We start from the raw sequence: 24,007 nt of genomic DNA, 5'->3' as shown, positions 1-24,007 counted from the left end.
GGGCTTGGTACGGTCGGCGCGCGATGGCACGGGAGCATCGTCCGCATGGCTGATCTGTTCAGCAATCGTCATCTGGCCGCGGGACGCGACCGCGCCATCGCCGTCTACCAATCGCATCGCACACGCAAGATCGCCTTGATCGTTGCGATTGTCGTGGTCGTCTTCGGCATACTCGGCTTTCTTGCGGCGCCATCGATCATTCGCAGTCAGATCGAAAAGCGCGCCAGCGCCGCGCTGCAACGCCCCGTCACGCTGGGTGCCGTGCATCTCAATCCATACACCTTGCGGCTGCAGCTCGATCAGCTGCATATCGCCGACAGCGACGGCAAGTCGGCCTTCGTCGACGTGGATCAGGCCGTCATCAATGCCTCGTGGGCCTCGGTGTTCCGCATGGCGCCGGTGCTGGATCAACTGATCGTGCAGCATCCACACATCCGCATCGTGCGCACCGGCGACCAGCGTTTCAATTTCAGCGACATCATCGATCGCTTCAATGCCACGCCGTCCGATCCGAAGGCGGCGCCGGCGCGCTTTGCGCTGTCCAACATCAGCGTGCACGCGGGCGACATCCAGTTCGACGATGAGGCGATGAAGGCCAACCATCACGTGGAACAGCTGGAGCTGGGCATTCCCTTCATCGCCAACCTGCCCAGCGATACCGATGTGTTCGTGCAGCCGCTGCTCTCCATGAGCGTGGACGGCAGCCCGCTGCGTGTCGAAGGCCACACCAAGCCGTTTGCCGACAGTCGCGACTCCACCATCAACTTCCGGCTGGATCGCCTCGATCTGGCGCGTTACATCGGCTACGCGCCCACCACGCTGCCGATCGCCATACCCAAGGGTCTGCTCAGCGGCGATCTGGTGCTGCATTTCGTGCAGGCCAAGCCGGCCTCGCAGCTGCAACTCACCGGCAAGCTGCAGATCGACGACTTCGTGCTCAACAGCAGCAACGGCCAGGCGATCCTGAGCCTGGGCAAGGGAACGGCTGAGCTGTCCGATGTACAGCCGCTGGTCTCGCGTTATGTGCTGGGCGCACTCGCGTTCGACCGTGCGCAGCTCTATTACACCGCCGGTGCCGGTGGTCACAGCAATTTCGATGCGCTCACTGCGCCTCCGGCCAAAGCGGACGCGGACAAAAAAGCTGAGCCGACCGATCTGCGCATCGCCTCGATGACGCTCACCAACAGCGCCATCCATTACACCGACGCTGCCGGCAGCAAGATCGACCTGGGCAATCTGCGCGGCAACATGCAGGGACTGAGCCTGCAAGCGGCGCCCGTGGCAAAGCTTGATGTGACGGCGCAGTTCTTCGGCGGCGACCTAGGCATGAAGGGCACCGTGGACCTGGCCAAGAACAAGCTGATCGCCGCGTTGACCCTCAAACAGGTCGACATGGCCCCGCTGCAGGCTGCCACTTATCAAGGCATCAATGCACGCCTGACCAAGGGCAAGCTCGATGCCACCGGTCAGCTGCAAGTGGATTGGGGCACGCCGTTCAATGTCCATCTGGCCGACGCGCACGCCACGGTGACCGACTTTGCGATGGAACCGCAATTCAAGGGACATGGTTCGCCCGTGTCGTGGGCCACCATGGAAGCGGAGATCACCCAGGTCGACCTGGCCACGCAACAGGCGCAGCTTGGCACCGTCAAAGCTACCGGCCTCAGCCTGGACGTGCAGCGCGACAGCAAGAAGTACATCAGCCTGGTGGATTTGTTCGCTGCCAAGAACGCGCCGAAGAAGCCAGTCGCCGCGAGCGGGCCGCCGTGGCACTGGAGCGTGTCCCACCTCGCCTTCGACAATGCGGCCGTTGCGTTCACCGATATGGCAGCCGGCGACAAGCCGGTAAAGATCAAGATAGATGCCGTCAGCGGCTCGATGGACAACCTGAGCGACAAGCTCAACGAGCCGCGCGAGATGAAGTTGGCGGGCACGGTGGGCAAAGGCAGCTTCACCGCCAACGGCAAGCTGCAACCGCTGCCCACGCTGGCCGATCTGCAGATCGATACCAAGCGGCTCGATATCACCAACTTCCAGCCGTACATCAGCGTGCCCTTGAACGTGGTCATTTCCAGCGCGCGCGTCACCAGCAACGGCAAGCTGCATTACGACGGACGCAGCGCCGAGCCGAAAATGACTTACAAGGGCAACGCAGCGCTGGAACAGGTGCGCATCCAGGACAAGCTCACCGGCGATGATTTCCTGCGCTGGCGCACGCTCAGCGGTTCGAATCTCGATGTGGCTTACGGATCGGGCGCGCCACGCATGCACGTGGGCACACTGGTGCTCAGTTCCTTCTACGCGCGCGTGATCGTCAATGCCAACGGCACCTTGAATCTCTCGGAAGTGGTGGCCAACCCTGAAGTTGCGCCCGTATCGGTGACGCGTGCAGAAAATGAGCAACCGGCCGGCGCGGCGGTACCGCCGACCCCGGCCCCTGCAGCTACTGCACCGACACCTGCCGCCGCGACCGCCGCTGCGCCCTCCAAGACGACCAAGGGCACCACCACCACGGCGGTCGTCCCCGCACCAAACGCACCGGCGACACCGCCTGCGGATGTCCGCATTGGCGGCATCACCCTGGTCAACGGCCAGCTCAACTACACCGACAACTTCATCAAGCCAAACTACACGGCGAACCTCACCAAGGTGACGGGCAAGATCGGCACCATTGCCACGACGCCTGGCGATCCGCCGGCAGAGCTGTCAGTTCAGGCTGCGTTGAACGACAACTCGCCGGTGGACATCGACGGCACCGTCAATCCGTTGCAGCCGGTGGCCTTCCTCGACATCAAGGGCAAGGCGAACGAAGTCGAGCTGACGGGGCTGAGCGCTTACTCCACCAAGTACACCGGTTATCCCATCACAGCGGGCAAGCTGACGATGGACGTCCATTACACACTGGACCAACGCAAGCTCAATGCCGACAACCATATCTTCATCACCCAGCTGACCTTCGGCGATCGCGATGAAAGCCCAGGCATCAAGCATCTGCCGGTCAAGCTCGCCGTGGCCTTGCTCAAGGACACGCAGGGCAATATCGACGTCGATGTGCCCGTATCCGGCTCGCTCGACGATCCGCAATTCAGCATGGGCGGCCTCATCTGGCGCGCCATCGGCAATCTGATCGCGAAGGCCGCCACGGCGCCGTTCCGCTTGCTTGGCGCGGCCTTCGGCGGCGGCAGCCACGAGGATCTGGGCTACGTGGAGTTCGATGCGGGTTCGGCCGTGCTCGACAAGAATGCGCAGGATCGCCTGGGCAAGGTCGTGGCCATGCTCAACCAGAAGAACACCTTGAACCTGGACCTGATCGGTCGCATCGATCCGTCCAAGGATCAGGATGGCCTGCGCAAGGTAACCGTGGATAACTTGGTTCGACGCGCCAAGGCGCTTGACCAGGAGGGCAAGAATGCCGACACGTCGGATGCCGCACTCGCCTCGGTCAATGTGACGCCCGACGAGTACGAGAAGTACCTCAAGCGCGCCTATAAGGATGATGACTTCAAGGGCAAGCCCAAGAACATCATTGGCCTCAAGAAATCGCTGGAGCCGGACGAGATGCGCAGCCTGATGGAGACCAACATCGCCGTCGATGATGCTGCCATGCGCGACCTCGCGCAGCGTCGCGCCTCCGCGGTGCAGGTCTGGCTCAAGGGCAAGATCGACGACAAGCGCGTGTCGATCAAGGACCCCAAGATGGATACAAAGGACATTGACGATAAGGGCAAGACGACGCGGGTGGAGTTTGGGTTGCACCAAGGCTGAGGGATCCGCGCCCTGCTCCCTCTCCCCGCCGGGGAGAGGGCTGGGGTGAGGGGTCGGCCTAGCCTCATGCCCTCATAGATTCGTTCGTTGCCCTGGCCTCTTAAGAGCGACCTGGCTAAAGAAGAAACGCCGTCGCGAGCACCCGCCCCTCACCCCAGCCCTCTCCCAGCAGGGGAAAGGGAGCAAAAGGCTCGCCTTCCCACACCAGCCCCAAAGGCTCAAAATAGCCTTTTGACCCAGCTGGAATTCCCCCATGAGCTACCCCGGCCAGTCTCGCTACGCCAGCGAACTCGAATCGATCCGTGAGCAGGGCCTGTTCAAGGCCGAGCGCATCATCGTCTCGCCGCAGTCGGCGAAGATCCGCCTCGACAGCGGCAAGGAAGTGCTCAACTTCTGCGCCAACAATTACCTTGGCCTCGCCGATCATCCCGAAGTGATCCAGGCGGCGAAGGACGCACTGGACACGCACGGCTTTGGCATGGCCTCGGTGCGCTTCATCTGCGGCACGCAGGATCTGCACAAGCAACTGGAAAAGAAGATCGCGGAGTTCTTCGGCAAAGAAGACACGATCCTCTACGCCGCCTGCTTCGACGCCAACGGCGGCCTGTTCGAGCCATTGCTGGGTGAAGAAGACGCCGTCATCTCCGACGCGCTCAACCACGCCTCGATCATCGACGGCATTCGTCTGTGCAAGGCCAAGCGCTTCCGCTACGCCAACTGCGACATGGCCGATCTGGAAAAGCAGCTGCAGGCCGCCGACGCCGCTGGCGCACGCAGCAAGCTGATCACCACCGACGGTGCGTTCTCGATGGACGGCTTCATCGCGCCGCTCGATCAGATCACCGCTCTGGCCAAGAAGTACAACGCCCTGGTGCATATCGACGAATGCCATTGCACCGGCTTCCTCGGCGACACCGGCCGCGGCTCGGCCGAGGTCAACGGCGTGCTCGACAAGATCGACATCATCACCGGCACGCTGGGCAAGGCCCTCGGCGGCGCGTTGGGCGGCTTCACGACCGGCCCGCGCGAAGTGATCGAGATGCTGCGCCAGCGCTCGCGCCCCTACCTGTTCTCCAACTCGCTGCCACCGCACGTCGTGGCCGCCGGCATCAAGGTTTTCGAGATGCTTGCCGCCGCGGGCGATCTGCGCGACAAGGTCAAGGAGAACACCCGCTACTTCCGCGAAGCGATGACCAAGGCGGGTTTCGACATCAAGCCTGGCGTGCATCCGATCGTGCCGGTGATGATCTACGACGCGAAGAAGGCCCAGGCCATGGCTACGGAGCTGCTTGATGAGGGCATCTATGTCACGGGCTTCTTCTATCCGGTAGTGCCGCAGGGTCAGGCGCGAATTCGCACGCAGATGAGTGCGGCGCACACGCGTGAGCATCTGGATCAGGCAATTGCGGCGTTTACCAAGGTAGGTAAGAAGTTGGGCGTGATTTAAAGCGGATTGGAGTTGCGCCTTTCCTAATGGGAGAGGCGCGGTCTCTAGTCTTCTGTGGGAGCGCACCCTGTGCGCGACTACAACGTGCAGGATGGTCGGCTAGCTGGGCTGTCGCGCACAGGGTGCGCTCCCACATGGCCTGCACTATTGCGTGGCGCCACCGAGCGAACGTACTTCCTCGCTGCTCAGATGCCGCCACTGCCCTTTCGGCAGATCGCCTAGCGGCATCGAACCAATTGCCACGCGGATCAGTCTCAGCACATCGATCCCATGCGCAGCCAGCAATCGGCGGATATGCCGATTGCGTCCTTCATCGAGCACGATTTCCAGCCACGCATTCTTTTCGCCATGTCGCAGCAGGATCGCGCGGCGTGCAGCGAGTCGCTCGCCCTCTTCCAGCACGCCTGTGACCAACTGATCGAGCAAGGCCTGATCGGGAATATCGTTGACCTGCACGTGATAGGTCTTGTCCACGTGATGCCTGGGCTCGGTCAAGCGCGCCGCCCATACGCTGTCGTTGCTCAGCAACAGCAGGCCTTCGCTGGCCTTGTCCAAACGCCCCACCGGTCCCAGCCATGGCAGGCCGGCATCCTTCAGCAAGTCATACACGGTATCGCGACCGCGCTCGTCGGCGGCACTTACGACTATCCCGCGCGGCTTGTTGAGCGCGACGTAGACGCGGGTGCTCGCGGCAATGGGTTCGTTGTCCAACAGGATGCGTTGGCGGTCCGCATCGGCGGGACGCTCCGGATCGAGCACCACCTTGCCATCGACGCTGACCCGTCCTTCGCGTATCGCCTTCTCCGCCTGGCTGCGCGAGCACACGCCCATTTTGCTGAGCACGCGCGCCAGACCATGGCGAGGCGCCGATGGTGTGGACTGGCGTGGGGCGGGACGAGGCGGACGCATGAGAGAAAACTCGCAAACCAGTAAGGACAGCACGCATGGTAGGCGATACCTGCGCGTGTCCACAAAAGAAAAGCCCGGCTTGCGCCGGGCTTCTCGGTACAGCTTTCAGATCCTATTACTGCTGGACCTGCAGTTCGGTGCGACGGTTGCGAGCGCGACCGCTGTCCGTGTCGTTGGAGTCGATCGGGTCGTTCTTGCCGTGACCGATCGGGCCAACCAGACGATCAGCCGTGATGCCGTGGGCCGTCAGGTACTTGAACACGATCGCAGCGCGACGCTCCGACAGATCCTGGTTGTACTGGTCCTTACCGACCGAGTCGGTGTAACCGGCAACCGTGACCTTGACCTGCGGGTAACGCTGCAGGGTGTCGACAGCCTGGTCGAGGATGGCAACCGAGTCGGTGGTCGGCTCAGCCAGCGCCTTCTTGATGTCCGTCTCGCCCTTCTTCGGGCGGTCGAACTTGAAGTTGACGCCGCGCAGGTCGATCACGACCTTCTGCGGGCAGCCGTCCGGACCGACGATCGTGCCTTCCGGCAGATCCGGGCACTTGTTGTCGCACAGGTTCACGCCGTTGCGGAACTGCTTGGAGCAGTCCGGAGCGGCCGGAGCCACCGGAGCGGCAGCCACGGGAGCAGCAGCCGGCTCGCCGAAGCGCGACACGATGCTGAAGCCCAGGAACCAGTCGCCGTAACCGTTCTTCTCCGGCTGGGACTTGTCATCCCAGTCGTAACGGTAACCACCTTCCACGCGGAAGTCGGTGCTGTCGGTGACCGTCTTGGACAGGCCGACGCCCACTTCAGCGGCCGGCGACCAGGCGTGGTCAGCCGGGTTCATGTGGTAGCTGCCCATCACGCCCACGAGAGCGTACGGACGCCATGCGTTCCAGTCACCGTAGTAGAAGCGAGCAGCAACGCCGACGTTGTTGTTGGCCCAACGATCCGAACCGCCGTCGATGGTGCGCTTGGTGCGGTCGAAGAACACGTCGATCGAGGTGTTCGGCGCAATGAAGCGACCAAAGCCCAGGCCGTAATAGACCTGGCGGCTGTTGGTGTTGCGATCGGTATCGTTGTAGTAGCCGCCCACGGTCGGGGCGATGTACCAACGGCCGTCGTAGCTCGACGTCGTCGACGTGGTGGTGCTGTCTTGCGCGTGAGCGGCACCTACGCCGCCCAGAGCCAGGGCAATCAGGAAATACAGGCCCTTACGATTCATCAGGTGTCTCCTCATATTATTGGTATTCGCGTCCGTTCCACCCCAGACGGAAAACGCGCGTCTCCTACTACGGGACTTTTCCTGTCCCGTGCTTTGCGTCCCGATCGGGGGAAATGTCACAAGACTTCAAGCGCGGCGGAGTGTAGCAAAATCGTTAAGAGCATCGCACGGCTCGCAAGACGCTGTTGGTGAGCCACTGTTCAGGCAAAGCACGCGTCGATGGCGATGATGCTGAGCAACTGCGACAACGTGTCACTACGAAACAACGCCTTACTTCGATAAGCCATATTGCAAAAAAGAAAAGCCCGGCTTTTGCCGGGCTTTTCCTACATCTGACGCAGTGGTTCGATTACTGCTGAACCTGCAACTCCGTACGACGATTGCGGGCGCGACCAGCATCCGTGTCGTTCGTGTCGATCGGATCGTTCTTGCCGTGACCGATCGGACCTTCCAGACGACTTGCATCGATACCGTGCGAGGTCAGGTAGTCGTACACGATCTTCGCACGACGTTCCGACAGACCCTGGTTGTACTCCGCCGTACCCACGCTGTCGGTGTAACCGGCAACGGTGACGTGCACCTGCGGATAACGCTGCAAGGTATCGACAGCCTGGTCGAGCACGGCCAGCGAATCCTTCGTCGGCTCAGCCAGCGACTTGCCGATGTCCTTCTCGCCCTTCTTCGGACGATCGAACTTGAAGTTGACGCCGCGCAGGTCGATGACGACCTTCTGCGGGCAACCATCCGGACCAACGATCGTGCCTTCCGGCAGATCCGGGCACTTGTTGTCGCACAGATTCACGCCGTTGCGGAACTGCTTGGAGCAGTCCGGAGCCGGCGGCGGCGGCGGCGGAGCCGGCGGGGCCGGCGGCGCGCCGATGCGCGACACGATGCTGAAGCCCAGGAACCAGTCGCCGTAGCCGCTCTTGTTCGGCTGGGTCTTGTCGTCCCAATCGTAGCGATAGCCGCCTTCGAAGCGGACGTCGGAGCTGTCGGTGATGGTCTTGGACACACCCACGCCTACTTCAGCCGCCGGCGACCAGCCGTGCTCGAAGTCGCTGATGTGCTGGCTGCCCATCACGCCGCCCAGCAGGTACGGGCGCCATGCGTTCCAGTCGAGGAAGTAATAGCGGGCCGCAACGCCGTAGGTGTTGTTCGACCAACGACCGCCGCCGGCATCGGTGTCCACGGTGCGCTTGGTGCGGTCACCGAAGAAATCCAGTGAGAAGTTGGGCGCGAAATAGCGACCAAAGCCAATGCCGTAGTAGAACTGGCGGCTATTGGTGTTGCGGTCGGTGTCGTTGTAGTAGCCACCCACCGTCGGCGCGATATACCAGCGGTCGTCGTAGCTGGACGTTTCGGTGGTGGTGGTCGGTGCCGCAGTGCCGGTGTTGTCCTGTGCGTGAGCGGCGCCTGCGCCGCCCAGGGCCAGGGCAATCAGGATGTACAAGCCCTTACGTTTCATCAGGTGTCTCCTCGTTTATTGGTGTACGCGTCCGTTCACCCCAGACGGGAAAAGCGATCAAGCCTCGATTCCTACTCCTAGTGAATCTCGAACCTGACTTCTAACCTAGTGCTTGTTTACCCGAAACGGGCGCGGAGTAGCTTAGCAAAAGTTAAGCAATTGCAAATCGACCCCAAACGCCCGTTCATTTTCAGCTCACGCCGTCTTTACAGCGTGAAGAAACCAAGGAACTGCTGGATTGGCATGGCGTCTAGCTTAACGGGGTCTGCCGTGGCGTTCAGTATCGCTTTGACCTGATGGGATGGCAGCTGGCTGCGCACGGCCGCCTCAAACTTCTTTAACAACACCGGGATACCCTCCCCGCGGCGCTTGCGGTGGCCGATCGGGTAGTCGATGGACACCTTCTGGGTCCGGCTGCCGTCCTTAAAGAAGACCTGAACCGAGTTGCCGATGTAACGCTTTTCCGGGTCGTAGTAGTCCTTGGTGAACTGCGCGTTCTCGCTGACCACCGTCTTATCGCGCAGGGCGTCGATCCTCGGATCGGCGGCCACTTCGTCGCCATAGTCGTCGGCGGTCAGGCGGCCGAAGATCAGCGGCACGGCCACCATATATTGGATGCAGTGGTCGCGGTCGGCGTAATTGGCCAGTGGGCCGGTCTTGTCGATGATGCGCGCCCCTGCCTCCTGGGTCTCGATCACCACCTTATCGATCTGCTCGAGCTTGCCGGCCACCGCGCCGTGCAGCTGCATGGCGCACTCCACCGCCGTCTGGGCGTGGAATTCGGCCGGATAGCTGATCTTGAACAGCACGTTTTCCATCACATAGCTGCCGAACGGGCGTTCGAACTGGAAGGCGTTGCCCTTGAAGGCCACGTCGTAATAGCCCCAGGTCTTGGCGCTGAGGGCCGAGGGGTAGCCCACTACGCCGCGGTAGACCGCATTGATGGCATGCGTGACGGCGCGCCGGCAGGCGTCGCCGGCGGCCCAGCTCTTGCGCGGGCCGGTGTTCGGGGCGTGGCGGTAGGTGCGCAGCGCCCCGTTGTCGACCCAGCTATGGGAGACCGCCGTGATGATCTGCTCCTTGCCGCCCCCCAGCATGGCCGTGGCGACGGCCGTGGAGGCCAGGCGCACCAGGATCACATGGTCCTGCCCGACGCGGTTGAAGCTGTTCTTGAGGGCGTAGCAACCCTGGATCTCGTGGGCCTTGATGGCGTACGTCAGCACGTCGCGGACGGTCATCGGCTCGCCTCCCTCGCGCTCGGCCTTGCGGCTGAGGTAGTCGGCCACCGCCAGGATGCTGCCCAGGTTGTCCGAGGGATGGCCCCACTCGGCCGCAAGCCAGGTGTCGTTGAAGTCCAGCCAGCGGATCTGGCTGCCGATGGCAAACGCCGCCTGCACCGGATCGAGCTCGTGGCTGGTGCCGGGCACGCGGGCGCCGCCGGGCAGGTTTGCGCCCGGCACGACCGGTCCGAGGTGCTTCACGCATTCGGGGAACTTCATGGCCAACATGGCCGTGGCCAGCGAGTCCAGCAGCATGTAGCGCGCCGTGTCATAGGCCTCGGCGGAGTCGATGCGGTAGTCGATCACATAGTCGGCGATGTCCACCATCGGCTGATCGGGAGCGGGACGCTGGGCGGAGCGGATGTCGTGCGAACTCATGGGGACCTCGCGGCTGGGGGACGATGCTGCACAGAGGGACAGAAGGATCATCGCATTAACCGTTAGCGCCCAACGGCCGGCGTTGCCGGGGGCGCGTCAGCAACGCTGCGTTACAATAGGCGGCTTCATAGTGCGATTTCCGGCCTGCGGTCAGCCGCGCGTTTATTTCCAGGGTTCTTGATACTTATGAATACCGTCTACCGCCAATCTCTCCCCGGCACCTCGCTGGATTATTTCGATGCGCGCGCCGCCGTGGAAGCGATCCAGCCGGGCGCTTATGACGCGCTGCCCTATACCTCGCGCGTGCTGGCAGAGAATCTGGTGCGCCGCTGCGATCCGGCAATCCTCACCGAGTCGCTCAAGCAGATCATCGAACGCAAGCGCGAGCGCGATTTCCCCTGGTTCCCGGCGCGCGTGGTGTGTCACGACATCCTCGGCCAGACCGCCCTGGTCGATCTGGCCGGTCTACGCGATGCGATCGCCGAGCGCGGTGGCGATCCGGCCAAGGTCAATCCGGTGGTGCCGGTGCAGCTGATCGTCGATCACTCGCTGGCGGTGGAGTGCGGTGGCTTCGATCCGAACGCGTTCACCAAGAATCGCGCGATTGAAGATCGCCGCAACGAAGACCGCTTCCACTTCATCAACTGGACCAAGAAGGCGTTCGAGAACGTCGACGTGATCCCGCCGGGCAACGGCATCATGCACCAGATCAATCTGGAGAAGATGTCGCCGGTGATCCAGGTACAGCACGGTGTTGCTTATCCCGATACCTGCGTGGGCACCGACAGCCATACGCCGCACGTCGATGCACTCGGCGTGATCGCCATCGGCGTCGGTGGCCTGGAAGCAGAGAACGTGATGCTCGGCCGCGCGTCGTGGATGCGCCTGCCCGACATCATCGGCGTGGAACTCACCGGTAAGCGTCAACCCGGCATCACCGCCACCGACATCGTGCTCGCGCTCACCGAATTCCTGCGCAAGGAAAAAGTGGTCGGCGCGTATCTGGAATTCCGCGGCGAAGGCGCGGCGAGCCTCACCCTGGGCGATCGCGCCACGATCTCCAATATGGCGCCCGAATACGGTGCCACCGCTGCGATGTTCTTCATCGACGGCCAGACCATCGACTACCTGCGCCTCACCGGCCGCAGCGACGAGCAGGTCAAGCTGGTGGAGACTTATGCGAAGGCTGCCGGCCTCTGGGCAGACACGCTCATCGCTGCACAGTACGAGCGCACGCTGACGTTTGATCTATCGTCGGTGGTGCGCAACATGGCCGGTCCGTCGAATCCGCACAAGCGCCTTCCCACTTCTGATCTTGCCGCGCGCGGCATCGCCGGCGAGTGGACCGAGCAGCCGGGCCAGATGCCCGATGGCGCGGTGATCATTGCCGCCATCACCAGCTGCACCAACACCAGCAATCCACGCAATGTGATCGCCGCCGCCTTGCTGGCGCGCAATGCGAACGCGCGCGGCCTGGTGCGCAAGCCGTGGGTGAAGAGTTCGCTCGCGCCCGGCTCCAAGGCGGTGGAGATGTATCTGAAGGAAGCGAATCTGCTGTCGGATCTGGAGCAGCTTGGCTTCGGCATCGTCGCGTTCGCTTGCACGACTTGCAACGGCATGTCCGGCGCGCTCGATCCGGTGATCCAGCAGGAGATCATCGATCGCGATCTGTATACGACGGCCGTGCTGTCCGGCAATCGCAACTTCGATGGCCGCATCCATCCGTACGCCAAGCAGGCATTCCTGGCTTCGCCGCCGCTGGTGGTTGCCTACGCCATCGCCGGCACGATCCGTTTCGATATCGAGAAGGATGTGCTGGGCCTCGATGCCAACGGCCAGCCGGTGACGCTCAAGGACATCTGGCCGTCCGACGAAGAGATCGATGCGATCGTGGCATCGAGCGTGAAGCCCGAGCAGTTCCGCAAGGTCTACGAACCGATGTTTGCGCGCAGCGGCAGCAAAGGCACCAGCGCTGCGCCACTGTACGACTGGCGCGCTCAGAGCACCTATATCCGCCGTCCGCCGTACTGGGAAGGCGCGCTTGCCGGAGAGCGCACGCTCAAGGGCATGCGTCCCCTGGCCGTGCTCGGCGACAACATCACCACCGATCATCTGTCGCCGTCGAACGCGATCATGCTCGACAGCGCCGCAGGCGAATACCTCGCCAAGATGGGCCTGCCGGAAGAGGACTTCAATTCGTACGCGACCCATCGCGGCGATCACCTCACCGCGCAGCGCGCCACCTTTGCCAATCCGACCCTGAGCAATGAAATGGCGGTGGTCGATGGCACCGTGAAGAAGGGCTCGCTGGCGCGCGTGGAGCCCGAAGGCAAGGTGATGCGCATGTGGGAAGCGATCGAAACTTATATGGAGCGCAAGCAGCCGCTGATCATCATCGCGGGCGCCGACTACGGTCAGGGCTCGTCACGCGACTGGGCGGCCAAGGGCGTGCGTCTTGCTGGCGTGGAAGCGATCGCGGCCGAGGGCTTCGAACGCATCCATCGCACCAACCTGATCGGCATGGGCGTGCTGCCGCTGGAGTTCAAGCCGGGCACCGACCGCAAGACGCTGGGCATCGACGGCACCGAAACCTTCGACGTGGTTGGCCTGCGTACGCCGCGTGCGGATCTCACGCTGGTCATCCATCGCAGCAACGGCGAACGCGTCGAAGTGCCGGTGACGTGCCGCCTGGATACTGCCGAAGAAGTGTCGATCTACGAGGCGGGTGGCGTGCTGCAGCGTTTCGCGCAGGATTTCCTTGAGGCGTCGCAGGCGGCGTGATCACAGTCAGCAAAACGAGGGCGCCTTCTCTTGCTCGTCATTCCTGCGAAAGCAGGAATCCAGCGACTTTAAGGCTCTCAAAAGCAGAGGCACTGGATTCCTGCTTTCGCAGGAATGACGAGCTAAAACATCTCGCGCTTATGAACTGGATTCCTGCTTTCGCAGGAATGACGAGCTAAGACATCTCGCGCTTGCGACAAGACCCGCTGCAGGGTGGGTCCGGACAAAAACAGGACAACACACATGGCATCGCTTCCCCAGATCCGCATTCCCGCCACCTACCTGCGCGGCGGCACGAGCAAGGGTGTGTTCTTCCGCCTTGAGGACCTGCCGGCAACGGCGCAGGCCCCGGGCGCAGCGCGCGATGCACTCCTGTTGCGCGTGATCGGCAGCCCCGACCCGTACGGCAAGCAGATCGACGGCATGGGCGGCGCCACCTCCAGCACCAGCAAGACGGTGATCGTGTCCAGGAGCACGCGCTCGGACCACGACGTGGATTACCTGTTCGGCCAGGTGGCAATCGACAAGGCCTTCGTCGACTGGAGCGGCAACTGCGGCAACCTGTCGGCAGCGGTCGGCCCGTTCGCCATCGCAGGCGGACTGATCGACCCCGCGCGACTGCCGCGCGACGGCATCGCCATCGTGCGCATCTGGCAGGCCAATATCGGCAAGACCATCATCGCCCATGTACCGATGACCGACGGCGCCGTGCAGGAAACCGGCGATTTCGAACTGGACGGCGTGACCTTCCCTGCCGCCGAAGTGCAACTGGAATTCATGGATCCGGCCGCAGAGGAAGATGGCGCCGGCGGCGCGATGTTCCCCACCGGAAATCTGGTCGACGAGTTGGACGTGCCGGGCGTCGGCACGCTCAAGGCGACCATGATCAACGCGGGCATTCCGACCATCTTTGTCGAGGCCTCGGCGATCGGCTACACCGGCACGGAGCTGCAGGACGCCATCAACGGCGACGCCAAGGCGCTGGCGATGTTCGAGACGATTCGCGCGCACGGCGCCCTGCGCATGGGCCTGATCCAATCGCTGGATGAGATCGCCACTCGCCAGCACACGCCCAAGGTGGCCTTCGTTGCCGGCCCGGCCGATTACGTCGCCTCGAGTGGCAAACCGGTGAAGGCGACCGACATCGACCTGCTCGTGCGCGCCATGTCGATGGGCAAGCTGCATCACGCCATGATGGGCACGGCGGCGGTCGCCATCGGCACCGCGGCCGCCATCCCGGGCACCCTGGTGAACCTGGCGGCGGGCAGCGGTGAACGCCAGGCGGTGCGCTTTGGCCACCCGTCGGGCACCTTGCGGGTGGGCGCGGCGGCGGCGCTGGTGGATGGGTCGTGGACCGTCACCAAGGCCGTCATGAGCCGCAGCGCGCGCGTGCTGATGGAAGGCTGGGTGCGCGTGCCGGCAGCTTGACCCGCGCGCACCATCGCATCGACAATGCATGAATACTGATCCCAAAAGGGAGTAGTTCAGGACACCGGTTCCATCGGTGTCCTTGCAGTGGTCGTCATCACGAGCGTCGCCACGCTCCGGTCACTGCGGCGGTTCTGCCGCGAACGAGACTTTTGCAGTCATGACGGGCCGCGCGCGTCCGTTCTGATTGCATTTGTCTTGACGCGCAGAGACCCGCCCATGGACCTTGCTGTTACCGAATTCCTCTCCGGCCTGATGGCCATCATCCTGCTGGACCTGGTGCTCGCGGGCGACAACGCCATCGTGATTGCACTGGCCGCGCGCAGGCTTCCCCGCGATATCCAGAAGAAGGCCGTGCTATGGGGCACCCTAGGCGCGATCATCGTGCGCCTGGCGCTCACCGGCGTGGTGGTCTATCTGCTCAAGCTGCCCGGCCTGATGTTGATCGGCGGCCTGTTGCTGCTGCCGATCGCGTGGAAATTGATGAAGCCCGATGACCATGCGTCGCATCACATCGGTGCCGCCGGCAGTTTCTGGGCAGCGATGCGCACGATCATTGTTGCCGATGCGCTGATGGGCATGGACAACGTGCTTGCCATCGCGGGCGCCGCGAAGGGCCATATGATGCTCGTGATCATCGGCCTGGCGATCAGCGTGCCGCTGGTGGTGTGGGGCTCCTCGCTGATCCTGCGGCTGATCGAGCGCTTCCCGGTGATCGTCTATATTGGCGCAGGTGCGATCGCGTGGACGGCTGCGCGCATGATCGCGCACGACCATTGGATATCGCCGTGGTTCGACGCGCATGACTGGGCGCGCTATGTGCTCGATGCCGTGCTGGTGATCAGCGTGTGCCTGGGCGGCTGGTGGATGCAGCGCCGTCGCCTGCGCGCACAAGCATCGGCTTGAGCTGCAGGCGCCCGGCAGGCGACACTTCGTGGCTGACGCCATCCAAGGAATTCCCATGAAGTTGTACTACCTGCCGGGCGCCTGCTCTCTCGCCGACCACATCGTCCTCGAATGGATCGGCCAGCCGTACGAAGCGCATCGCGTCGCGCGCGAGGAACTGGGCTCGCCCGAGTATCTGCGCATCAATCCCTCGGGCGTGGTCCCTGCCCTGCAGGAAGCAGACGGCTGGGTGCTGACCGAGAACGCGGCCATCCTCAATTACCTGGCGGACAAGTTCCCGCTCGCCGGTCTCGGTGGCGAAGGCGCGCGCGGCCGCGCCGAAGTCAATCGCTGGCTGGCCTATCTCAATGCGGATCTGCATTCGACCTTCAAGCCGGTGTTTCGTCCGGAGCGCTACATCGATGGCGAACACGCGCAGGAAAATCTTCGCAGCAAGGCGGTCGATCGACTGCGCGGCTACTACCAACGCCTCGATGCGCAGTTGCATGGGCGCGACTGGCTGACGGGCACGCGGTCGTTCGCTGATCCGTATCTGTTTGTCGTGTTGCGCTGGGCCATGGGCAGGGGCGTGGACTTGTCGGGCCTGGACAATCTCACCCGCTTCCATGCGCGCATGCAGGAAGACGCCGGCGTCAAGGCGGTGATGGAACAGGAAGGCCTGTAAGCGAGCCTTAGAACATCATCGGCACGCGCACCGTCACTGTCGCATCCGGCGTGTCGCGCGTGACGCCCACACCCAGCGTGAAGTTGAGGGTGCGCTTGTCGCTGAAGCGCCATGAGCCGCCGATCAGCAGCGTGCCCAGCACGACCTTGGTCGAACCGGGAACATTGTGGTTGTTCTGCTTCGTCGCGCCGACGAAGCTCTGGTCGTAACCAATACTGATCGACGCCTTTTCGTTGAGCGACAGACCCATGCCGATGCTCACGTCGACGATGTCGCCCAGCTTGACCTTGCCCAGGTCTTCCGTGCCGCCCAGGAGGATCTTGCGGGTCACGTTGTCGCGCGGCACGTTGTACAGATAGCTGAGGTTGCCGAAGAACACCACGGGGTCGGTCGGATACAGCCACGTCACGCCCGGCTGGATGGCCCAGAAGCCGGTACCCACCGGCTGCGAGAGCGGCAGGCCCGTGCCGGTAGCCGACAAGTCCACTTCGTTGATCACGTTCTCCACGCAACGCTGCACGCAATCGGTGGTGACCTGGAACGGATCCCTGCCCGTGTTCGACTTCACGCGCAGCCAGCCCACATAGTAAGCCTTGTCCGGACCGCCGACATTCAACTGGTAGCGCAACGTGGCTTCGACGTCGCCGAGGCCGTGTCCGCTGTTGCCAAACGCATTGTCGGTGGCGCTGCCGGTGAAAATCTCGCGGCTGGTGACGTCTTCATGCGCATAGACATAGGGCACGCGAACTTCCACTTCCATCCGGTTGGAGATGCCGTAGCGCCCGGTCAGCCAGCCGACCTGTGTGGTCGTTCTGACCTGCCGCGCGTCGATCAAGCCGATGAGGATGGCGGGAATCACCGTATATCCCACCAGGGCCACGCGATCGACGTTCGAATAGCCGAACTGATACGCCGGCTCGATGATGAACTTGCCCTTGGGCGTGAGCACGCCGGGCTGCTGGAAGATGGGCGCCACTTCCGGCGGGCGCGTATCGGCCTTGGGCGCCTCGCCCACCGGCTGTTGCTGTTGCGGTGCATTGGCTGCGACGGCATCGCCGGCCGGCATCGGTTGCGCGGACGCCATGGGGCCGCCGGCGGCGATGCTGCCGGCGCGCTGTTTGTCCAGCACGTCCATGCCTACGGCGTGGCGCAGCGATTGATAGTCGGCCTCCTGTTCGGCCAGCGCGCGTTTCATGGCGTCGAGCTGCGCCATCTGTGCGCTGATCTGGCTGCGCATCGCATCGATGCGGTCGCCCTGCTCGGCCACTTGTTTGCGCAAGTCGGCCGGATCGGCCGGCGCAGGCTTCGCGGACGGAACTGCGGTAATAGCGTTAGCCGCCGCCGCTGGAGTTGCCCCCACGTTCGGTTGCTGCGATGGCGACTCTTGTTGGGCCGCGACAGGCATGCCGAGCGCCACCAGCCCCGCACATCCTGCCGACCATACGTATCGCAACGCTGAGTGTCGCATCATGCTTCCTCATGCCCGTTGTTCAAATCGCGCAGACGAACGCGCCGCGGCGAGAGCCACGGCGCGTTCGCGGAAAGATCCAAGCCTTGGCGGTGCGCGTCCCATCTCAGTGCCCCAGGGACTGCAGCTGCGCCTGTTGCAACGCTTCCTGGAGACTGCCTTCCCGGAATGCGTTGAGCGAATTGGTCGTTGCGTTGATGGTGGTGATGTTCTGGATGTTCTGATTGTTCAGCGTGTTCTGGATCACCGTGCCACCCATCTTCCCGGCCAGGGCGGACGGATCGAAACTGTTGTTCGGGCCGATCTGGGTCACTTGCACCGTGTTCAGCGCCGACTGCATGGCCTGCGCTTGTGCCGTGGTCATATGCGCGATGTCCGGCACGTAAAAGGAGGTCGACGACACCAGGTTGCCGTTGACGTAGACCGCGCGATCGATACCGAAAGAGGCCACCAGGCCATTGCCAAGGTCGAAGCCGCCACGTGTCTGGTCGAGCGTGTCCTCGCCTACCGGTGTCCAGCCCGGCATATCCTTGGAGGTGGGGATGCCGGCGACCACCGTCTCCAGTGCTGCCGTCGGGGCCGCTGCAGTCGCCATCGCCGGTGCCGGGGTGGAAGCACTGTCCTGCGCCTGTGCTCCCACCATGCCCGATACGCATGCCACGCAAAGGACGGCGAAACCAGCAATGTGTGCGAGCGGTTTCATCATCCTTCCTCAAATGTCGTCCGGCCCGTGCTTGGGCATCACGGTGTTGTAGAGACCGTTGCGATCGATCGCGTTGCTGATGGGCGCCGCTGGCGCCACTCTCCAATCGTTGGGACTGTTGAACACCGCCAGGTTGCGACGGTTGTGGATGACGAACACCAAGTCGTTCTTCCACAGCGCCTTGAACTTGGCGGTCGACATCACGCGCGTGCCAAGCGCGGGATCGCCTACCAGCAGGCGATCATTGCGCATGCCTTTGACGACGACGAAGTGGTGGTAGCCCTTCTCATCGATCAGCACGATCGCCGGCAGGTTTTCCTGCGCCAGCTTTTCGATGGGCACCTTGAAGCCATCGGCTTCGAAACCATTCGCGGCAAGGAAGCGCTTGATGTCGAGCAGCGAAAATCCTTCCTTGCTGATCTTGGCCTGGTCGCCGTGCGTGTACATCTGCTCGAAGGCAACCTGCTCGTTGACGGGATAGCCATACTGATAAGTCAGCAGCGTCGCCACCGCGGCCGATCCGCAGCTGAAGTCGTATTTCTGGTGGATGGTGGCCTTGTAGCGAGCCTCCTTGAGGCTCGTCAGATGCACGGTGTAGTTGCCGGGGCCGTTGCTGACCACGCTTACCGGCGTGGTCGCATGACTCCCCAGCGGCAGCGCCGCGATCAGGATCAGCAGCGCCGCGAGCTTGTTCATTGCTTGAATTCGACGTTGAGTACCGTCGCGTTCTGGATCAGGACATTGTTTCCCGAATTCTGGATGATGGTCGGAAAACCCGTTGCCCCTGCGACGGAACCACCGGTGATCGTATTGTCGCCCGTGGTGAGATGGTCGGCCGAGTTGTCGGACACGGTGCCGGTGAGGTTGGTGTTCTGCACGATCAAGGTGCCGCCGCTGAGCTTCTCCAGCGTCGCGCTGTCGACGCTTTCGCCGAGTCCGCTCGCTACGCCCTGATGATCCACTTCAACGGCCGCGTTGTAGACCGCCATGGGCGAGTCCGCGCCCTGCAGCATATAGGCGGGAGGAATGCTTGCATCTTCTGCGTAGACCACCGCAGAGAGGGCGAACGCGCTTAGCGCGGTGATACCCAGTAGCCACTTGCACGATTGCACGGCACTTTCTCCCTCACGCATGAGCTGACCCATGACCCACGCCGATGCCGGCGAGGCCATTCCCTTTGAAACCGACACGAGGGAACGCAAGCGTTCCCTCGTGCCAGCCGCCCTATGGCTCAGTGCGCGAAGTTCAGGTTGGCCTGAACGTTGACGCTCTGCTGTACCAGCGCTGCCGCGCCGCTGTTCTGCGCAAGGATCGACACACCGGCTGCCGCCGCTGCCGAGCCGTTCATCTGGTTCGACATATCGAACGCACCGGTCGTCGACGATGCCGTACCGCCTGCACCGCCAGCACCGCCAGCCGCGCCTGCGCCGCCCGTGCCTGCGCCACCGGTATTGCTACCGCCTGCGCCGCCCGCACCGCCCGTGCCTGCCGTAGCGGTATCAGCACCACTGGTGCCGCCCGTCGCGCTGGCTGAGCCGCTGGTTCCGGTCGGTGATGCTGCACCTGCCGTGCCACCTGCGCCTGCGCCGCCTGCACCACCGGTACCACCGGTGTTCGCGCCGCCACCCGCCGTGCCACCACCGCCGCCAGCACGATTGTGGTTACGGATGCCACCGGCGTTGCCGCCGTCGCCGCCGTCACCGCCGCCAGCCAACGAAGCACCCCAACCACCGGCGTCGCCCGAATCGGCGCCCGAACCACCGGCGCGACCGCTGTGAGCACTGGCGCGACCGCCATTACCGCCGTCGCCACCGTTGGCGCCACCGGCCTTGCCGCCGTAGCCCTTGCCGCCGTCACCGCCGCTGCCTCCACGACCTCCGTTCGCGTTGCCATCGTTGTAAGACGAATTGCCGATGCCCCACACAGCTACTTTGGTGACTTCGCCGTTGAGGGTGCTGTTCGCTACTGCCTTGCTGGTGTTGAAGGAACTGGCCGTGCCACCGCTGCTAGCGGCTGAACCATTCTCACCAGCCGCTGAGGTGGTGTAGGTGCTGGTGTCAGTCCGGGTACGGGTGCTCGAATCGGTATTAGTAAGCGTGCTTGAACCTTTCGAAGTGTTGTTGTCGTCTGCAAAAGCAGGGAGCGTAAGCCCCAGACCCAACACAATCGCGGTCGCTATTAGAGTCTTGCGCATAGTCTTTCTCCTGGAACGATGCGGTGACCCCCTGTGTTGCCGGAGTTGCAAATCCAGCACGCTCTTGTCGCAACATGCGTGCCACGGCTTGTGCACGTCAGCTCACAAAGATGAAGACCATGAAATCAGCCACTTGAAGAGAATCACGAAGGCTGAGTTTGACTATGGTCAGGGAGCTGGAAAGCAGGAGTGCATCAAGGCTGTTACACCGCGTCGTCGACCAGGCCTTGCACCTGGGACATAAACGCTCGTGCATGAGTCTATATTTCAGCGCTTTAGCGCGTATTGATGTCTTCTCATAGCGCTGTGGAACACATGTATCAGATGGTTTACACCGACGCATACGAAACCATAGCAATGTCGTACAGGGTCCTGAACCATAACGAAACTTGTAAAAAAAGAAGGAGCCTTTCGGCTCCTTCATTCGGCATAGGCCAAGGTGCGATCAGCGCTTTTCGATCGGCACGTAGGCCAGATCGTCCGGGCCGGTGTAGTTGGCGCTCGGACGGATGATCTTGCCGTCCTCGCGCTGCTCGATCACGTGCGCGCTCCAGCCGGAGGTGCGGGCGATCACGAACAGCGGGGTGAACATGGCCGTCGGCACGCCCATCATGTGATACGCGCTGGCCGAGAACCAATCGAGATTCGGGAACATCTTCTTCTGCTCCCACATCAGCTTCTCGATCTTCTCCGACACGTCGAACAAGGTCGGGTTGCCGCCTTCCGTGCAGAGCTTGCGCGAGACCTCTTTGATGATCTCGTTGCGCGGATCGGACACCGTGTACACCGGGTGGCCAAAGCCGATGATGATTTCCTTGCGCTCGACGCGGGCGCGAATGTCTGCTTCCGCTTCGGCCGCATTGCGGTAGCGCGCGATGATCTCCATCGCCACTTCGTTGGCGCCGCCATGCTTGGGACCACGCAGGGCACCGATCGCACCGGTAATGGCCGAGTACATATCCGAGCCCGTACCGGCGATCACGCGCGCGGTGAAGGTGGATGCGTTGAACTCGTGCTCGGCGTACAGGATCAGCGACTTGTCCAGCGAATGCGTGCACAGCTCGCTCGGCTTCTTGCCATGCAGCAGGTGCAGGAAGTGACCGGCGATGGATTCGTCTTCGGTCTCCGTTTCAATGCGCTTGCCGTTGTGGCTGAAGTGGAACCAGTACAGCAGGATCGAACCGAAGCTCGCCATCAGGCGGTCGGCGATGTCGCGCGCGCCAGTGACGTTGTGGTCATCCTTCTCCGGCAGCACGGTACCCAGCACCGAGCAACCCGTGCGCATCACGTCCATCGGATGGGTGGCGGCGGGCAGCAGCTCCAGCGCACTCTTCACCGGCGCCGGCAGGCCGCGCAGGCGCTTGAGCTTGGAGCGATAGGCGTTCAGCTCGGCCCAGTTCGGCAACACGCCGTGCACCAGCAGGTAGGCCACTTCCTCGAAGGTACCCTTGGCCGCCAGGTCATGGATGTCATAACCGCGGTAATGCAAGTCGTTGCCGCTGCGGCCCACCGTACACAGCGCGGTGTTGCCGGCGGCCACGCCCGACAGCGCGACGGATTTCTTGGGCTTGGGAAGAGTTTGCTCAGTCATTCGGTACATCTCCTGAAGACATGCTTGCGTCAAACGTGAACGGCACCGTGATGCCGGTTATCTCGATGGGGACGATCAGCTCTTCTTGGAAAAGAGCTCATCCAGGCGGCGCTCGTAATCGTGATAGCCGATGCGGTCGTAGAGTTCTTCGCGCGTCTGCATGGTGTCGATCACGTTGCGCTGGTGGCCGTCACGACGGACGGCCTGGTAGACGTTCTCCGCCGCCTTGTTCATGGCGCGGAACGCGGAAAGCGGATAAAGCACGATGCCCACGCCTGCGCTGGCCAGTTCTTCCACGCTGAACAGTGGGGTCTGGCCAAATTCGGTGATGTTGGCCAGTACCGGCACCTTCACCGCATCGACGAAGCGGCGGTAGGTCGGCAAGTCATAGGCGGCTTCGGCAAAGATGCCGTCGGCACCGGCTTCCACGCAGGCAATGGCGCGTTCGATCGCAGCATCGACGCCGTCGACAGCGATCGCGTCGGTGCGCGCGATCAGGAAGAAATCGGCATCGGTCTTCGCATCGGCGGCCGCCTTGACGCGGTCAGCCATTTCACTGGTCGACACGATCTCCTTGCCCGGACGATGACCGCAGCGCTTGGCGCCCACCTGGTCTTCGATATGGCAGGCCGCCGCGCCGAACTTGATCAGGCTCTTCACGGTGCGGGCGATATTGAACGCGCTAGGACCAAAGCCGGTGTCGATATCCACCATCAGCGGCAGATCGCACACGTCGGTGATGCGGCGCACGTCGGTGAGCACGTCGTCCAGCGTATTGATGCCCAGATCCGGCAAACCCAACGAACCGGCCGCGACACCGCCGCCCGAGAGATAGATGGCGCGGTAACCGGCACGCTTGGCCAGCAAGGCGTGGTTCGCGTTGATGGCACCGATCACCTGCAAGGGGTGTTCGGCCGCCAGGGCAGCGCGGAATGCCGCGCCAGGGGATGCGATGTGGGCCATGAAACCTCCGCTTAAAGAGGAGATTTTAGCGCACGGTTTGTAAGTGGGCTGTTGCGCGGCAGCATGAATGGTTTCGAAGGGAGCGTGTAGTGGATTGGGGGTGGTTTTTTCGTCATCGCGCGGTGTGGCGGTGTTTCGCTCGTCATCCCGGTGCACCCCGCAAGAGGGGGTGACGGCCGGAGGCGCTTTTCAACAGCCGAAGGCTGGTCATCCTGTTTCGCCAGTCTTCGGACGTCGCCTCTCCGCCAGCGTGCCGCCTACGCGGCGGGCGTTTCGAACGGCTGCCGCCGCTCGAGTCACTTTTCTCTTGCTGGCCCAAGAGATCCCACGGGACTAGCTTCGCGTCGAAAGTAACCCAAAGAGAATGGCCTAAAACGCCCGCAGCATCGTGTTGGGATAAGCCCGAACGCTTGAGGCGGGTGGTTGTGGGACAACTTCCGATGGTACACAGCGGGTACTTCAAAGCGCTGCGCAACGCGCCCGAATCGCTGAGGACTTAAAGCGGGGGCCCCGCTGCGCATCGGCTTTAGCATGCGCCTCTGCCATGCCGGCTTGTCTGTGGGAGCGCACCCTGTGCGCGACAGCCACGCTGGGGTGTTCCGCTCCGTAGGTTCGTCGCGCACAGGGTGCGCTCCCACAAAGAGCGATCGCAAGATTGAATGGCCGCCACAACGTGCGAAACCCTTGTAGGAGCGCACCTTGTGCGCGACCGCAGAGTAGCGGCGTACCGCGCCGTGGGGCTCTCGCGCACAGGGTGCGTTCCTACAAGAGAATGCACGCCGGGCGACGACTGACCGTGCGCTCTTGATGCGGCTCTTGATGCGGCTCTTGATCCCCGGGGTCCCCGTATGA

At 62.9% G+C, this 24,007-nt stretch carries 17 protein-coding genes; 6 read left to right on the top strand and 11 right to left on the bottom strand.

All coding sequences use genetic code 11. The annotated features are described in order from the left end of the window. The first annotated feature begins 45 nt into the window (after positions 1 to 45). Positions 46 to 3,765 (top strand): DUF748 domain-containing protein, encoded by a 3,720-nt coding sequence (locus AC1DMY_RS04545; RefSeq protein ID WP_477163806.1) that lies wholly within the window; start codon positions 46 to 48, stop codon positions 3,763 to 3,765. A 253-nt stretch (positions 3,766 to 4,018) separates the two neighbouring features. After that, on the top strand, positions 4,019 to 5,212 hold the full coding sequence (gene kbl, locus AC1DMY_RS04540) for a glycine C-acetyltransferase (protein WP_477163805.1): 1,194 nt from the start codon (positions 4,019 to 4,021) through the stop codon (positions 5,210 to 5,212). A 144-nt stretch (positions 5,213 to 5,356) separates the two neighbouring features. Here kbl and AC1DMY_RS04535 read toward each other — a convergent pair whose 3' ends face one another. From AC1DMY_RS04535 to AC1DMY_RS04520, 4 genes are all read right to left on the bottom strand, one after another. After that, positions 5,357 to 6,121 (bottom strand): pseudouridine synthase, encoded by a 765-nt coding sequence (locus AC1DMY_RS04535; RefSeq protein ID WP_477163804.1) that lies wholly within the window; start codon positions 6,119 to 6,121, stop codon positions 5,357 to 5,359. A 115-nt stretch (positions 6,122 to 6,236) separates the two neighbouring features. Beyond that, a complete protein-coding gene (locus AC1DMY_RS04530; protein ID WP_441603561.1) occupies positions 6,237 to 7,334 on the bottom strand; it encodes an OmpA family protein in 1,098 nt (365 codons plus the stop codon). A 349-nt stretch (positions 7,335 to 7,683) separates the two neighbouring features. Further along, the gene (locus AC1DMY_RS04525; protein ID WP_477163803.1) at positions 7,684 to 8,799 is read right to left on the bottom strand and encodes an OmpA family protein; all 1,116 of its coding nucleotides are present in this window, start codon (positions 8,797 to 8,799) and stop codon (positions 7,684 to 7,686) included. Between the two features lie 206 nt (positions 8,800 to 9,005). Beyond that, on the bottom strand, positions 9,006 to 10,457 hold the full coding sequence (locus AC1DMY_RS04520; protein ID WP_477163802.1) for a bifunctional 2-methylcitrate dehydratase/aconitate hydratase: 1,452 nt from the start codon (positions 10,455 to 10,457) through the stop codon (positions 9,006 to 9,008). A gap of 186 nt (positions 10,458 to 10,643) precedes the next feature. Between AC1DMY_RS04520 and acnD the strand changes: the two genes are divergently transcribed. From acnD to AC1DMY_RS04500, 4 genes are all read left to right on the top strand, one after another. Continuing rightward, the gene (gene acnD, locus AC1DMY_RS04515; protein ID WP_477163801.1) at positions 10,644 to 13,238 is read left to right on the top strand and encodes a Fe/S-dependent 2-methylisocitrate dehydratase AcnD; all 2,595 of its coding nucleotides are present in this window, start codon (positions 10,644 to 10,646) and stop codon (positions 13,236 to 13,238) included. Positions 13,239 to 13,481: 243 nt separating this feature from the next. Next, positions 13,482 to 14,666, top strand: a complete 1,185-nt coding sequence (prpF, locus tag AC1DMY_RS04510; protein WP_477163800.1) for a 2-methylaconitate cis-trans isomerase PrpF — start codon at positions 13,482 to 13,484, stop codon at positions 14,664 to 14,666. A gap of 219 nt (positions 14,667 to 14,885) precedes the next feature. Next, positions 14,886 to 15,572, top strand: a complete 687-nt coding sequence (locus tag AC1DMY_RS04505) for a TerC family protein (RefSeq protein WP_477163799.1) — start codon at positions 14,886 to 14,888, stop codon at positions 15,570 to 15,572. 55 nt (positions 15,573 to 15,627) lie between these two features. After that, on the top strand, positions 15,628 to 16,236 hold the full coding sequence (locus AC1DMY_RS04500; RefSeq protein WP_477163798.1) for a glutathione S-transferase family protein: 609 nt from the start codon (positions 15,628 to 15,630) through the stop codon (positions 16,234 to 16,236). Between the two features lie 7 nt (positions 16,237 to 16,243). Here the strand turns inward: AC1DMY_RS04500 and AC1DMY_RS04495 are convergent, their stop codons facing one another. The 7 genes from AC1DMY_RS04495 to prpB all read right to left on the bottom strand — a co-directional run bounded on the left by AC1DMY_RS04495 (position 16,244) and on the right by prpB (position 23,155). Continuing rightward, on the bottom strand, positions 16,244 to 17,515 hold the full coding sequence (locus tag AC1DMY_RS04495; RefSeq protein WP_477163797.1) for an acetate kinase: 1,272 nt from the start codon (positions 17,513 to 17,515) through the stop codon (positions 16,244 to 16,246). A 295-nt stretch (positions 17,516 to 17,810) separates the two neighbouring features. Next, positions 17,811 to 18,407, bottom strand: a complete 597-nt coding sequence (locus tag AC1DMY_RS04490) for a hypothetical protein (RefSeq protein WP_477163796.1) — start codon at positions 18,405 to 18,407, stop codon at positions 17,811 to 17,813. A gap of 9 nt (positions 18,408 to 18,416) precedes the next feature. Further along, complete coding sequence (locus tag AC1DMY_RS04485) at positions 18,417 to 19,103, bottom strand: C39 family peptidase (protein ID WP_477163795.1); 687 nt, start codon at positions 19,101 to 19,103, stop codon at positions 18,417 to 18,419. Beyond that, positions 19,100 to 19,540 carry a hypothetical protein gene (locus tag AC1DMY_RS04480; RefSeq protein WP_477163794.1) on the bottom strand — a complete coding sequence of 147 codons (441 nt, stop codon included), beginning with the start codon at positions 19,538 to 19,540 and terminating at the stop codon, positions 19,100 to 19,102. Before AC1DMY_RS04480 ends, AC1DMY_RS04485 begins: the two co-directional genes overlap by 4 nt. Before the next feature lie 98 nt (positions 19,541 to 19,638). Further along, positions 19,639 to 20,601, bottom strand: a complete 963-nt coding sequence (locus tag AC1DMY_RS04475) for a hypothetical protein (RefSeq protein ID WP_477163793.1) — start codon at positions 20,599 to 20,601, stop codon at positions 19,639 to 19,641. 445 nt (positions 20,602 to 21,046) lie between these two features. Next, positions 21,047 to 22,192, bottom strand: a complete 1,146-nt coding sequence (prpC, locus tag AC1DMY_RS04470) for a bifunctional 2-methylcitrate synthase/citrate synthase (protein WP_477163792.1) — start codon at positions 22,190 to 22,192, stop codon at positions 21,047 to 21,049. A 75-nt stretch (positions 22,193 to 22,267) separates the two neighbouring features. Next, the gene (gene prpB / locus AC1DMY_RS04465; RefSeq protein WP_477163791.1) at positions 22,268 to 23,155 is read right to left on the bottom strand and encodes a methylisocitrate lyase; all 888 of its coding nucleotides are present in this window, start codon (positions 23,153 to 23,155) and stop codon (positions 22,268 to 22,270) included. Positions 23,156 to 24,007: the final 852 nt, after the last annotated feature.

This window comes from Dyella sp. 01L423 (genome assembly GCF_056399945.1).
The sequence above is the reverse complement of the archived record's forward strand: the minus strand, read 5'-3'. Positions and strand labels throughout refer to the sequence as shown.